The 13,120-nt window shown below is 70.6% G+C and carries 8 protein-coding genes, 1 rRNA gene and 6 pseudogenes; all 15 read left to right on the top strand.

All coding sequences use genetic code 11. The features are described 5' to 3' along the window. The first annotated feature begins 78 nt into the window (after positions 1 to 78). Positions 79 to 194: ribosomal RNA gene (gene rrf, locus KAE78_RS00155) — 5S ribosomal RNA — on the top strand. A 75-nt stretch (positions 195 to 269) separates the two neighbouring features. Further along, a complete protein-coding gene (locus KAE78_RS00150; RefSeq protein WP_223171309.1) occupies positions 270 to 635 on the top strand; it encodes a hypothetical protein in 366 nt (121 codons plus the stop codon). 47 nt (positions 636 to 682) lie between these two features. Continuing rightward, the gene (locus tag KAE78_RS00145; protein WP_223171308.1) at positions 683 to 1,291 is read left to right on the top strand and encodes a hypothetical protein; all 609 of its coding nucleotides are present in this window, start codon (positions 683 to 685) and stop codon (positions 1,289 to 1,291) included. After that, positions 1,291 to 2,320: pseudogene (locus tag KAE78_RS00140) on the top strand (HAD-IIA family hydrolase). The gene KAE78_RS00145 and the pseudogene KAE78_RS00140 overlap by 1 nt, the downstream one beginning before the upstream one ends. Positions 2,321 to 2,415: 95 nt before the next feature. After that, positions 2,416 to 2,948 (top strand): annotated as a pseudogene (locus KAE78_RS00135) (flavin reductase family protein); the annotation flags it as partial. Positions 2,949 to 3,031: 83 nt separating this feature from the next. Then, positions 3,032 to 3,496, top strand: a complete 465-nt coding sequence (locus tag KAE78_RS00130) for a protein-tyrosine phosphatase family protein (protein ID WP_223172516.1) — start codon at positions 3,032 to 3,034, stop codon at positions 3,494 to 3,496. A 239-nt stretch (positions 3,497 to 3,735) separates the two neighbouring features. Then, positions 3,736 to 4,532, top strand: a pseudogene (locus tag KAE78_RS00125) (TlyA family RNA methyltransferase). Continuing rightward, a pseudogene (locus tag KAE78_RS00120) lies at positions 4,529 to 5,448 on the top strand (NAD kinase). The pseudogenes KAE78_RS00125 and KAE78_RS00120 overlap by 4 nt, the downstream one beginning before the upstream one ends. Next, a pseudogene (gene recN, locus KAE78_RS00115) lies at positions 5,445 to 7,125 on the top strand (DNA repair protein RecN). The pseudogenes KAE78_RS00120 and recN overlap by 4 nt, the downstream one beginning before the upstream one ends. 25 nt (positions 7,126 to 7,150) lie before the next feature. Beyond that, the gene (locus tag KAE78_RS00110; protein ID WP_223172515.1) at positions 7,151 to 8,845 is read left to right on the top strand and encodes a CTP synthase; all 1,695 of its coding nucleotides are present in this window, start codon (positions 7,151 to 7,153) and stop codon (positions 8,843 to 8,845) included. Continuing rightward, a complete protein-coding gene (locus KAE78_RS00105) occupies positions 8,835 to 9,452 on the top strand; it encodes an NUDIX domain-containing protein (protein WP_223171307.1) in 618 nt (205 codons plus the stop codon). Before KAE78_RS00110 ends, KAE78_RS00105 begins: the two co-directional genes overlap by 11 nt. Beyond that, a pseudogene (gene xerD / locus KAE78_RS00095) lies at positions 9,442 to 10,355 on the top strand (site-specific tyrosine recombinase XerD). The gene KAE78_RS00105 and the pseudogene xerD overlap by 11 nt, the downstream one beginning before the upstream one ends. Before the next feature lie 241 nt (positions 10,356 to 10,596). Beyond that, positions 10,597 to 11,472, top strand: coding sequence for a ParA family protein (locus KAE78_RS00090; protein ID WP_223171304.1), 876 nt, complete (start codon positions 10,597 to 10,599; stop codon positions 11,470 to 11,472). A 127-nt stretch (positions 11,473 to 11,599) separates the two neighbouring features. Continuing rightward, positions 11,600 to 12,400 carry a segregation and condensation protein A gene (locus tag KAE78_RS00085; protein WP_223171303.1) on the top strand — a complete coding sequence of 267 codons (801 nt, stop codon included), beginning with the start codon at positions 11,600 to 11,602 and terminating at the stop codon, positions 12,398 to 12,400. Then, a complete protein-coding gene (scpB, locus tag KAE78_RS00080; protein WP_223171302.1) occupies positions 12,390 to 13,109 on the top strand; it encodes an SMC-Scp complex subunit ScpB in 720 nt (239 codons plus the stop codon). Before KAE78_RS00085 ends, scpB begins: the two co-directional genes overlap by 11 nt. The last annotated feature ends 11 nt before the right edge of the window (positions 13,110 to 13,120 follow it).

Raw genomic sequence — 13,120 nt, 5'->3', positions numbered from 1 at the left:
CCACTGAGTGGTTCTCGATGTACGGTCGAGAACCGCATGACTTGACTAAAGTTATGCAGACTGAAACATCAATAGTGTTTCGGCGGCCATAGCGTGAGGGAAACGCCCGGTTACATTCCGAACCCGGAAGCTAAGCCTCACAGCGCCGATGGTACTGCAGGGGGACCCTGTGGGAGAGTAGGACACCGCCGGACTTCTTTCGAGAAAGGGCCACCCAATGTTGGGTGGCCCTTTCGCGTTAACGCGCAGGAATGCGGGAGGATCGGGAAATGACGGCAGACAAGCGTCCCCAGAGCAGCGGAGGGTCCGCGGGCAAGAAGCCCTACGGCTCTCGCGATGGCGGCAAGAAGCCCTACCCGAAGCGCGATGGCGAGAAGAAGCCGTACGCCCGCAGCGGTGAGGGCAAGAAGCCGTACTCGAAGCGTGACGGCGACAAGCCTTACCAGAAGCGTGAGGGCGAGAAGAAGCCCTATGACAAGCGCGACGGCGGCAAGAAGCCGTATGCGAAGCGCGACGGCGACCGGGGCTCACGTACGAGCCGGCCTCCGCAGAGCGATGAGAGACGCGTCACCGGACCGGAGATCCCGAGGAGATCACCCCGCGCGATCTGCACCCCTCCGCACGCAACGAGCTGAAGACCCTCAGCAAGGAGAACGCCGACGAGGTCGCCCGGCACCTCGCCATGGCGGCCCGACTCATCGACGAGCAGCCCGCGCTCGCCCACGAGCACGCTCTCGCAGCGTCCCGTCGGGCCGGCCGGATCGCCATCGTTCGCGAGTCCGTGGCGATCACCGCCTACGCGATCGGCGATTTCGCCCTCGCACTGCGTGAGCTGCGCACGTACCGGCGGATCTCCGGCAAAGACGACCAGATCGCCCTCATGGTCGACAGCGAGCGCGGGATCGGTCGACCCGACCGCGCGCTCGAGACGGGTCGTGCCGTCGACCGGGCGTCGCTTCCCGTGGCGACCAGGGTCGCACTGGCGATCGCGATGTCGGGTGCCCGTCTCGACCGCGGTGAACTGGAACTCGCTCTGGGCGAGCTCGAGATCCCCGAGCTCGACCCCGACCGCGCTTTCGAATGGAGCCCGGCGCTGTTCTCCGCACGCGCGGCGGTGCTCGAGGATCTCGGGCGGGCCGAAGAAGCGGCGTTCTGGGCCGAGCGGGCGGATGCGGCATCCGACGCATTGGGCGTAGCGACCGCCTCTCAGGACGAGCTGGTGGTCGAGGACGCTCTCGTGGACGAGGAGTCTGCCGATGGCGGCGCGCCGTCGAGGGGTGAAGAGGCGTAATGGCGCTGTTCTCCGCGCGCAGGCCCACGCCGCTCGACGACGTCGATGTCGTGCTCGCCGATCTCGATGGTGTCGTCTACGCGAGCGAGCTCGCGCTTCCCCATGCCGTCGACAGCCTGAACGAGGCGGCACGCACGCGCCGGCTCGGATTCATCACCAACAACGCCTCCCGCACCGATGCGACGGTGGCGGCCCAGCTGAACGAACTCGGTCTGACCGTGCGACCGGACGAGATCGTCACGAGCCCTCAGGCGGCGATCCGCCTCCTCGGAGAGAAGGTGCCCGCTCCCGCGACCATCCTCGTCGTCGGGGCGAGGGCCTCGTCGTCGAGGCGGAGCGCGCCGGGTACACCGTGACGCGCAGCGCACAGGACGAGCCTGCGGCGGTCGTGCAGGGCTTCGACCCGACGGTCGCCTGGACCCACCTCGCCGAAGCGGCCTTCGCGCTGCAGGTTCCGGAGGAGGAGGGCGGCATCCCGTGGATCGCCACGAACACCGACTGGACGATTCCGCGTTCGCGCGGCGTCGCCCCCGGAAACGGCACGCTCGTGTCGGCGGTGCACACGGCGATCGGGCGCCTGGCGACGGTCGCCGGCAAGCCGGAGGTGCCGATCTTCACGGAGGCGGTGGCCCGCTTCGATGCGCAGCATCCGCTGTTCCTCGGTGACCGGCTCGACACCGATATCCTCGGCGCCTGCCGAGCCGGCATCGACTCGGCGCTCGTGCTGACCGGTATCGACCGGCCCAAGCACGTCCTCGCCGCTCCCCAGGGATCGCGTCCGACGTACATCCTCAGTGACCTTCGTGAGCTGCACGAGCCGTATCCGCAGGTGAAGCGCAAGGGCGCGGTGACGAGCGTCAACGGCGCCGCTGTGCGCGTCGAGGGCGCCGAGATCGAGGTGCTCTCGGAGGGCTCGCGCCAGATCGATCTGCTGCGTGCGGGGCGACGGCGATCTGGGAGAGCGGCGTGGCCATCTATGCCTTCCGCGTTCCCGAGATCCTCTACGCGGACCCCTTCCACCGTCCCTGATGCCGATGCGCGTTCCCGCGTCATATTCGTTCACACAGCGTCATCCGATCGCACATACGCCCGCGGCCGGGTCGCGATCGTCTAGCCTCGCAGGCATGCCCCAGACCGCAACACCGCCCGGCGAGCAGCGCTCCTTCGACCCGTCGCTGTCCGCCGACGACTTCAAGACGCTGTTCCGCGGGCACCCCGGCGGGTGGCCGTCATCACGGCCGACGACGGCACCGGCCCTGTCGCGCTGACGGCGACCTCGGTGTCGTCGGTCAACGCCGAGCCGCCGCTGCTGGTCTTCTCGGTGTCGGCGCAGTCGTCGGCATCCGACGTTCTGCTGCGGGCCGAGACCGTCGTCGTGCATCTGCTGGACGCCCATGATCTCGAGATCGCCCAGCTCGGCGCGACCAGTGGCGTCGACCGATTCGCGCAGACCGATCGCTGGTCGCGTCTGGTCACCGGCGAGCCCGTCTACCACGACGTGCGCGCCTGGGTGCGCTGCAGCGTCATCGGCAGGATGGATGCCGGCGGTTCGACCGTGATCGCCGCCCACGCGCTGCAGTCGCACGTCGCCCGCGACGGTGAAGGCGAGCAGGGCGGTGCGCTGGTCTACCACAACCGCACCTGGCACCGACTGGGGAGCACTCCCTCATCGGCTGATCCGGCACGCGATCCGTCGCTGCCGCGGACAGATGTGCGACGTCCTCCTCTACCATCGTGACCATGGGCGGCTGGGAGAGCGGTACCGGGGTGGTCGAGTTCCCCGATGGACGACGCGTCCGGGGCAGAGGCCTCCTGCAGCCGGACCCGGAGGGGCCCGCCCCCGAGTTCGGGCTGTACCTGCTCGGGCGTGATCCTCGGCTGGGCGATTGGCCGCACCGATGGGTCAGGTGGGGCGACTTCGGCCTGCCCGCATCGTCCGACGAGGCGATGGCGGCGATCACCGAGGCGCATACCCGTGCCGCATCCGAGCGGGTGGAGATCGCCTGCGCCGGCGGAACAGGGCGCACCGGCACCGCCCTGGCCGTCATGGCCGCCCTGAGCGGGGTCGCGCCGGAGGAGGCGATCGCCTGGGTGCGAGCGAACTACCGCCCGCGCGCTGTGGAGACGCGGGGCCAGCGGCGGTGGATCACCAGGGTTCTGGCGTCGGAGCATCGGGGACGATCGGGGCAGACCCGGTCCCGGTGACCGAAGCGCTCGACTCGCGTTGCCGCTCGGCCGCCGAGATCACGCCGCCGCGTACAGTGGAACCGTGAGCGAGGAGAGCACCCCGGAACCGACCGACGCGCTGTGGAGTCGTCTGCGCGTGATCGAGGGGCAGGCGCTGACCTCGCGGGCGGCGGCGTACTCGGCGCTCCATGACGAGCTCTCGCGTCGCCTGGACTCGGGGCCGAAGGCGCCGGATGCCGGCGCACCCGTGAGCGGGGATGACCCGTCTCGATGCCGCCCTGGCGGCGCGCGGACTTGCCCGTTCGCGGACGCATGCGGCCGCGCTCATCGCCGAGGGACTCGTCAGCGTCGACGGACGACAGGTCGTGAAGGCGTCGCACAAGGTGTCGGATGCGGCGGAGATCACGGTCGCGGCATCCGACCAGTACGTCGGCCGGGCCGCGCACAAGCTCATCGCCGCCCTGGACGGTTTCGGCATCGACGTGAGCGGCAGGCTCGCGCTGGACATGGGCGCCTCCACCGGCGGGTTCACGCAGGTGCTGCGCGAGCGCGGGGCGCGCAGAGTCCTCGCGGTCGACGTGGGGCACGGGCAGCTGGCGGCATCCGTCCGCGAGGATCCCGGTGTCGTGAACGTCGAGGGCTTCAACGTCCGGTACATGACCCCCGAGTCGCTCGCGGAGGCGACGGGGAGCGGGCAGCGCCGGAGGTCGTCGTCGGCGACCTCTCGTTCATCTCGCTGGCGCACGTGCTGCCGGCCGTGGCCGCGGTCGCCGCGCCCGGCGCCGATGTCGTGCTGCTCGTGAAGCCGCAGTTCGAGGTCGGTCGCACCGCGGTGCGCGGCGGGCTCGTCACCGACCCGGCGCTGCGCGCGGACGCCGTGTCCGGGGCCGCGTGGAGCGGGTGGGATGCGGGTCTGGGCATGCGCGGCGTCCTCTCCTCCCCGATTCTCGGTTCGCACGGGAATGCCGAATACCTTGTGCACTTCTCACCCGGCGGCGGAAGCAATCCGACAGAATGGATGGAACGCATCAACACAGTCACGGGAGGGCGATGAGCGAGCGCAGCATTCTCGTGGTCGTGCACGCCGGCCGCAGCGACACGGTCGAGGCGGCCCGGCGGGTCATCGAGGCCCTCCGTGCGGCGCAGGCGCGCCCGGTGTTCGCCCTCGAGGACCACGAGGCGCTCACCGGTGTCGACCCGGCCTTCTCCGACGTCGCCGTGCTCGGCGAGAGCGTGCAGATCGATGAGTTGGAGCTCGCGATCGTGCTGGGCGGCGACGGCACCATCCTGCGGGCGGCGGAGCTCGTCCGGGGCAGCGCAGCGCCCGTGCTCGGCATCAACATGGGGCACGTCGGCTTCCTCGCCGAGATCGACCGCGACGCGATGGACGAGGCGGTGCGCCGCGTCATCGACCGCGATTACGAGGTCGAGGAGCGCCTGGCGCTCTCGGTGTCGGTGACGGATGCCGCGGGCGCGGTCGTCTACGAGACCTGGGCCCTCAACGAGGCCACCGTCGAGAAGGCCAGCCGCGAGCGCATGATCGAGGTCGTCCTCGAGATCGACGGCCGTCCGCTGTCGAGCTTCGGCTGCGACGGCATGGTCGTGAGCACGCCGACGGGTTCGACCGCCTACAACTTCTCCGCCGGGGTCCGGTGATCTGGCCGAGCGTCGAGGCGATCGCCGTCGTGCCGCTGTCGGCGCACGCGCTGTTCGCCCGTCCGCTCGTCGTCGGTCCCGAGGCGACGGTGGTCATCGAGATGCTCGAGCGCACGCAGGGCACGGGCATCCTCTGGTGCGACGGGCGCCGTTCGCACGAGCTTCCGCGTGGTGCGCGCGTGGCCGTTCGGCGGTCGACGTCGCCCGTGCGGCTGGCGCGTCTGCATCCGACCGCCTTCACGAACCGCCTCGTGCAGAAGTTCCACCTCCCCGTCGAGGGCTGGCGAGGCCAGGCACCCGGAGCGCCGGCATGATCGAGGAGATGCGCCTGCGCGACCTCGGCGTGATCGCCGACGCGGCACTTCCGCTGGGCCCGGGCTTCACCGCGATCACGGGTGAGACCGGCGCGGGCAAGACCATGGTCGTGACCGGGCTCGGGCTGCTGCTGGGCGCCCGCGCCGACTCGGGCGCCGTGCGCGCCGGAGCCGCCCAGGCCTCGGTGGCGGGCGTGTGGATCGTTCCCGAGACGGGCACGATCGCCGAGATCGTGTCGGATGCCGGCGGCGAGCTCGAACCGACCGGTGACGGCACCGCCGAGCTGTACGTCTCCCGTACGCTCACCGCCGAGGGCGCAGCCGCGCGAGCGTCGGCGGCCGTGCCGCCCCCGCCGGGGTGCTGGCCTCGCTCGCGGAGGAGCTCGTGGTCGTGCACGGGCAGTCGGAGCAGCTGCGGCTGCGCTCCGGCGCCGCGCAGCGCGACGCCCTCGACAGATTCGGGGGAGAGGCGATCGCGCAGGTCAAGGCGCGCTACTCCGAGGCGTTCACGCGGTGGCGGGCGCTCGACGCCGAACTCGCCGAGCTGCGCGCGACGACGGATCAGCGCCGTCGCGAGGCCGAGGAGCTGCGTGAAGCGCTCGCCGAGCTCGACGCCGTCGCCCCCGAGGAGGGGAGGATGTCGCACTGGCCGAGCGCGCGGAGCGTCTCGGGAACGCGGAGGAGCTGCGGCTGGCCGCATCCCGCGCCCACGAGGCGCTCTCGAGCGACGAGGACGTCGCCGATGTCGCTCTGCTGCTGGCCGAGGCGAAGCGCTCGATCGAGCGGGTCACCGACCCCGCGCTCGCCGAGATCGCCGAGGCGCTCGCCGAGCTCGGCTACCGGGCGGCAGACCTCGCCGTGCAGCTGTCGGGCTATCTCGCCGACCTCGACGAGTCGGGTCCGCACGAACTGGCCGCCGTCGAGGAGCGCCGTGCGGCGCTGAACGGTCTCATCCGTGCCCACGGGTCGCTGGAGGCGGCGCGCGAGCTCTGGGAGACCGGCTCGCAGCGGCTGGCCGAGCTCGACGACGACGGTGAACGCATCGAGCGGCTCGAAGCCGAGCGCACCGCGGCACGGGCGGCGGCCGACGAGGCCGCTGAGGCGCTGACCGCCGCGCGCACCGCTGCCGCCGCGCGTCTGGGAGCAGAGGTCACCGCTGAGCTCCACGACCTCGCGATGCCCGACGCGCACCTCGAGGTCGCCGTCACCGCGGGCGCCGAGAGCGTGCACGGCCGTGACGACGTCGCCCTCCTGCTCGCCCCGCACCCGGGCGCCTCGCCGCGTCCGGTCGCCAAGAGCGCCTCGGGCGGCGAGCTGTCGCGCGTCATGCTCGCGATCGAGGTGGTCATCGCCGGCACCGACCCCGTGCCCACCTTCGTCTTCGACGAGGTCGACGCCGGCGTCGGCGGCGCCGCCGCGATCGAGGTCGGCAAGCGCCTCGCACGCCTGGCCGAGAACTCCCAGGTCATCGCCGTCACCCACCTCGCGCAGGTGGCGGCCTTCGCCTCCAACCACCTCTCGGTGGTCAAGTCCAGCGACGGACAGGTCACCGCCTCCAGCGTCCGGCGTCTCGAAGGCGCCGAGCGCGAGGAGGAGATGGCTCGTCTGCTCTCCGGACTCGCGGATTCGGATGCCGCTCTCACACACGCCCGTGAACTTCTCAGCCTCCAGGTCTGACCCACTGATAGGATCAAAGCCCGTGATGCAGACTTCTGATGAGCGGCCCAAGAACGACACCACCAAGCACATCTTCGTGACGGGCGGTGTCGTTTCCTCGTTGGGCAAGGGCCTCACGGCCGCCAGCCTGGGCAACCTCCTCACCGCCCGCGGTCTCCGCGTCGTCATGCAGAAGCTCGACCCCTACCTGAACGTCGACCCGGGCACGATGAACCCCTTCCAGCACGGAGAGGTCTTCGTCACCGACGACGGCGCCGAGACCGATCTCGACATCGGCCACTACGAGCGCTTCCTCGACATCAACCTGAGTCAGGCGGCGAACGTCACGACCGGCCAGATCTACTCGCAGGTGATCTCACGCGAGCGTCGTGGCGAGTACCTGGGCGACACCGTCCAGGTGATCCCGCACATCACCGACGAGATCAAGCGCCGGATGCGGCTGCAGGCCACCGAGGATCCCCGTCCCGACGTCATCATCACCGAGGTCGGCGGCACGGTCGGCGACATCGAGTCGCAGCCCTTCCTGGAGTCGGCCCGCCAGCTGCGCCACGAGCTCGGCCGCGACAGCGTGTTCTTCGTGCACGTCTCGCTCGTGCCGTTCATGGGCGCCTCCGGCGAGCAGAAGACCAAGCCCACCCAGCACTCCGTCGCCGCTCTCCGCTCGATCGGCATCCAGCCCGATGCGCTCGTGCTGCGCAGCGACCGGCCCGTGACCGAGTCGAACAAGAACAAGATCGCGCTCATGTGCGACGTCGACGCCGAGGGCGTGGTCAACACCGTCGACCTGCCGAGCATCTACGACATCCCCTCCACGCTGAACGAGCAGGGGCTGGACTCCTATATCGTCCGCCGCCTCGGCCTCGACGCCCGTGCGGGCGAGGTCGACTGGACCCGCTGGCAGAAGGTGCTCCAGGCGGTGCACAACCCCAAGCACGAGGTCACGATCGGGCTCGTCGGCAAGTACATCGACCTGCCCGACGCCTACCTGTCGGTCACCGAGGCGCTGCGCGCCGGCGGCTTCGCGCACGAGGCGCATGTGAACCTGCGCTGGATCCCCTCCGACTCCTGCGAGACGCCCGAGGGCGCGGCGAAGGTGCTCGGCGATCTCGACGGCATCTGCGTGCCCGGCGGCTTCGGCATCCGGGGCATCGAGGGCAAGCTCGGGGCGCTCCGCTTCGCCCGTGAGCAGGGGATCCCGGCACTGGGCCTGTGCCTCGGGCTGCAGTGCATGGTCATCGAGTACGCCCGCAACGTCGCCGGGATCGAGGGCGCCTCCTCGTCGGAGTTCGACCCCGACACCGCCGAGCCGGTCATCGCGACGATGGCCGAGCAGGTCGACATCATCGACGGCGGCGACCTGGGCGGCACGATGCGACTGGGGCTGTACCAGGCGGCCCTCGCCGAGGGCTCGCTCGCCCACGAGGTGTACGGCGACACGGAGGTCTCCGAGCGCCACCGGCACCGCTACGAGGTCAACAACGCCTACCGTCAGCGCCTGTCGGATGCCGGACTCGTCTTCTCGGGCCTGAACCCCGAGCTCGACCTCGTCGAGTTCGTCGAGCTGCCGCGGGACGTGCACCCCTACTACATCTCGACCCAGGCCCACCCCGAGCTGCGGTCGCGCCCGACCACGCCGCACCCGCTGTTCCGCGGGCTCATCGGTGCGGCGATCCAGCGCCACAGCGCCAGCGAGCTGTTCGACGTCTCGGATGATGACTGAGGTCGGGGCCTCGAGCCCTTCGACGGGCTCAGGGACCGGATTGCGCGACGAGCCCTTCGAACCGGAGGTCGTCCGCAGCGACATCGCCTTCGCCGGGCGGGTGTGGGACATCCGCTCCGAGACCTTCCGCTACGGCGACGAGGAGCTGACCCGCGAGTACATGGACCACCCCGGTGCGGCGGCGATCCTCGCGCTCGACGACGAGGGGCGGGTGCTCCTGATCCAGCAGTACCGGCATCCGATCCGCCATCGCGACTGGGAGCTGCCCGCCGGGCTCCTCGACGTGCCCGGCGAGGCGCCGGTCGAGGCGGCCAAGCGTGAGCTCGCCGAAGAGGCCGACCTCGAGGCGGAGCACTGGGAGCCGCTCGTGGCGCACTTCCCGACGCCGGGCGGCTGCAACGAGGTCATCCACATCTTCCTGGCCACCGGGCTGCGCCCTGCCGCCGTCGCACACGACCGCGAGGCGGAGGAGGCCGACATGCGGCTGGAGTGGGTGCCGCTGTCGGATGCCGCCGACGCCGTGCTCGACGGACGCATGCGCAACGGCGTGCTGGCTCTGGGAGTGCTCGCCGCCGAGCGGCGTGCCGGAGCACGGCGTGGAGCTTGACCGGGCGCTGGACGCCTATCTGCGACACGTCACGATCGAGCGCGGGCTCTCGGAGCACACCGTCGCGGCCTACCGGCGCGACCTCGGCGGCTACCTCGAGTGGCTCGATGCGCAGGGCTCTCGGACACCGCGGAGGTGACCCCGGCCGTCATCGGTCGTTTCGTCGCCGAGCGGGCGGGTGCCGAGCCGGCGCCGGCCGCCTCGAGCCTGTCGCGCCTGCAGTCCTCGGTGCGAGGCTGGCACCGCTTCCTCGCGCAGGAGGGGATCGAGGCCGACGACCCCGCCTCGCGCCTCCGGCCGCCGAAGATGCCGCGCAAGCTCCCGAAGGCGCTGACGATCGGCCAGGTGGAGCGGCTGCTGGCGGCGCCGTCACCGGATGAGCCCGCCGGCATCCGGGATCGCGCGCTGCTCGAGCTGCTGTACGCGACCGGTGCGCGCGTCTCCGAGGCGATCGGCCTCGACGTCGACGACCTCGCCCACGGCGACGTGCTGCGGCTGCGCGGCAAGGGGAACAAGGAGCGGATCGTGCCGCTGGGCTCCTATGCGCGCGCGGCGATCGACGCCTATCTGACCCGGGTGCGGCCGGGCCTGGCGGTGCGCGGGAAGGCGAGCCCGAGACTCTTCCTCGGCACCCGAGGAGCGCCGCTGTCGCGGCAGAGTGCGTGGCTCATCATCCGGGCGGCCGCCGAGCGCTCGGGGATCGCCGGAGAGATCACCGCGGAGGTGTCGCCGCACACGCTGCGGCACTCCTTCGCGACCCATCTGCTGCAGGGCGGCGCCGATGTGCGCGTGGTGCAGGAGCTCCTCGGCCACGCGTCGGTCGCGACGACCCAGATCTACACGCACGTCTCGGTCGACACCCTCCGCGACATCTACGCCACTGCGCATCCGCGCGCCCGATAGAGCGGATGCCGCGGCGCCCGGTGTGCTCGTCCCGATTTGCGGATGAAGTCCCGAATCGCGGCAGTTTCTGCGGCATCCGTCCTCAGATTGGGACACTGTCCGCAGATCGGGCGGGGTAGGTGGGCGGAGGCGAGAGATGGGTGGAAGCCTGGGCGTCATTTCGTCGGATCGCCGCCCCGGGCGCGGGGTTTGAGCGGGGCGATCGCTAGAATCGAGCAAGCACGATGAACCGGGAGAGCTGGTGGCCGCGAAAACTGCAAGGTCCAAGAAGGACGATGCCCCGATCGGGCCGACGGGGCGCCCATATACCAACTTCCCGACCCCGCCGGCGCTGAAATCGCACGGGCCGGCGCGCATCATCGCGCTGTGCAACCAGAAGGGCGGCGTCGGCAAGACGACGACCTCGATCAACCTGGCCGCGTCCCTGGCGCACTACGGCCGCCGCGTGCTCGCCGTCGACTTCGACCCGCAGGGTGCGCTGTCGGCGGGCCTGGGCATCCCCACGCACGACGTCCCGACGATCTACGATCTGCTGCTGGACACCAAGCGCGACCCGCGCGGCGTGATCGTGAAGAGCGCCGTTCCGGGGCTCGATGTCCTCCCGGCGAACATCGACCTGTCGGCATCCGAGGTGCACCTGGTCAACGAGGTCGCCCGCGAGACGATCCTCGCGCGGGTGCTGCGCCACGTGCAGGACGAGTACGATGTCATCCTCATCGACTGCCAGCCCTCGCTCGGGCTGCTCACGGTCAATGCGCTCACCGCGAGCCACGGAGTGCTCATCCCGCTCGAGTGCGAGTTCTTCGCGCTGCGCGGTGTGGCGCTGCTCATCGAGACGATCGAGAAGGTGCGCGACCGGCTCAACCCCTCCATCAAGCTCGACGGGCTGCTCGCGACGATGTACGACGCGCGCACCCTGCACTCGCGCGAGGTGCTCGAGCGCGTCGTGGAGGCCTTCGGCGACGATGTGCTGGAGACGGTCATCGGCCGCACTGTGAAGTTCCCCGACGCCTCGGTGTCGGGCGTCCCCATCACCGAGTTCGCGCCGGAGCACGCCGCCGCGCAGGCGTACCTGCGCCTGGCGCGGGAGCTGGTCGCGCGTGGCGCCGTCGCCTGAGCTGATCCCGGAAGCGAGCCAAGGCGTTTCGTCTCGGTCGCCTGCGGCGTCCTCGCTCAACGACCGGAAAAGCCAGCCTCCGGTCGTTGAGCGAGCCGAAGACGAGTCGAAACGCAGTGAGGAACCGGTGACGGCGGATGCCGCATCCGACGGCTTCCGCGTCTCGCTGGCGAACTTCGACGGCCCCTTCGACCTGCTGCTCTCGCTCATCTCGAAGCACGAGATGGACATCACCGAGGTCTCGTTGAGCGCCGTAACCAACGAGTTCATCGCGTATCTGGCCGAACTCGACGCCGATGAGGAGCTGGAGCAGGCATCCGAGTTCCTCGTCGTGGCGGCGACCCTGCTCGACATGAAGGTCGCCGGCCTCCTGCCGCAGGGCGAGCTGGTCGACGCCGAGTCGGTCGCGCTGCTCGAGGCGCGCGACCTGCTCTTCGCGCGCCTGCTGCAGTACCGGGCGTTCAAGGAGGTCTCGGCCTGGTTCGCGCGGTGCCTGCAGCGGGAGGATCGCCGGCACGTGCGCGCTGTCTCCCTCGATGAGAAGCACCGCAAGCGCACGCCCGAGCCGGTCTGGACGCTCAGCAAGGACGACTTTGCGGCGCTGGCCCTCCTCGCCTTCGCGCCGAAGGAGATCCCGCACGTCGGCCTCGACCACCTGCATGCGCCGCTGGTGAGCATCCGCGAGCAGGCAGCGGTCGTGGTCACCTTGCTGCGCGACTCCGAGACGCTGTCGTTCCGCGAGCTCGTCTCGGGGGTGAGTGAACCGGGCATCGTCGTCGCGCGCTTCCTGTCGGTTCTCGAGCTGTACCGGCACGCCGCGCTCTCGTTCGAACAGCTCGAACCGCTGGGGGAGCTGACCCTCCGCTGGACCGCCGAGAGCTGGTCCGAAGACACACTCGCGACCCTGGGGGCCGATTATGACCGATGACGTTCCGACGACCGAGACGGGGGATTCCGCAGAGACGGATGCCGCGGAGCAGCCGCCCGCATCCGTTCACGAAGGGCCGCTGACCGAGAAGCTCGAGGCGATCCTGATGATCCTCGACGAGCCGCTGGGGATCGTCGCGCTCGCTGCGGCCGTGGGCTCGCCCGTGCCGGCGGTGCGCCAGGCGCTGGAGACGCTCGTCGAGGACTACGACGGCGCAGGCCCCACCGGTCGCCGTCGCGGCTTCGAGCTGCGCGAGGTGGGCGGCGGATGGCGCCTCTACGTGCGCGAGGACTACGACGACCTCGTCGCCGACTACGTCGGCGGGCAGGCACCGGCGCGGCTCTCGCAGGCGGCGCTGGAGACCCTCGCCGTCATCGCCTACAAGCAGCCGGTCACGCGCAGTCAGGTCGCCTCGATCCGGGCGGTGAACGTCGACTCGGTCGTGCGCACGCTCGTCGCGCGCGGTCTCATCACCGAGCTGTTCACCGATTCCGAGACCGGGGCGATCAACTACGGCACGACCGACGCGCTGCTGCAGAACCTCGGCATCAACTCGCTCGACGAGCTGCCCCCGATCTCGCCGCTGCTCGACGACGGCACCGACGGCTTCGACGAAGGGGGATCCGGTGAAGGATCCGGATGCGGGTCGCCACGGGGATCGCCACGCCCCGGCCGCCCCGCGAGCCGAAGGCGAGACGAAACGCAGTAAGGATGCCGAGC

It is taken from the genome of Microbacterium sp. NIBRBAC000506063, from assembly GCF_017968845.1.
In the GTDB taxonomy this organism is placed as follows: Bacteria; Actinomycetota; Actinomycetes; order Actinomycetales; family Microbacteriaceae; genus Microbacterium.
The sequence above is the reverse complement of the archived record's forward strand: the minus strand, read 5'-3'. Positions and strand labels throughout refer to the sequence as shown.

Coding starts and splice junctions, on each gene's coding strand:
- KAE78_RS00150 (WP_223171309.1), top strand. CDS start 270: ATGACGGCAGACAAGCGTCCCCAGAGCAGCGGAGGGTCCGCGGGCAAG.
- KAE78_RS00145 (WP_223171308.1), top strand. CDS start 683: ATGGCGGCCCGACTCATCGACGAGCAGCCCGCGCTCGCCCACGAGCAC.
- KAE78_RS00130 (WP_223172516.1), top strand. CDS start 3,032: ATGGGCGGCTGGGAGAGCGGTACCGGGGTGGTCGAGTTCCCCGATGGA.
- KAE78_RS00110 (WP_223172515.1), top strand. CDS start 7,151: ATGCAGACTTCTGATGAGCGGCCCAAGAACGACACCACCAAGCACATC.
- KAE78_RS00105 (WP_223171307.1), top strand. CDS start 8,835: ATGATGACTGAGGTCGGGGCCTCGAGCCCTTCGACGGGCTCAGGGACC.
- scpB (WP_223171302.1), top strand. CDS start 12,390: ATGACCGATGACGTTCCGACGACCGAGACGGGGGATTCCGCAGAGACG.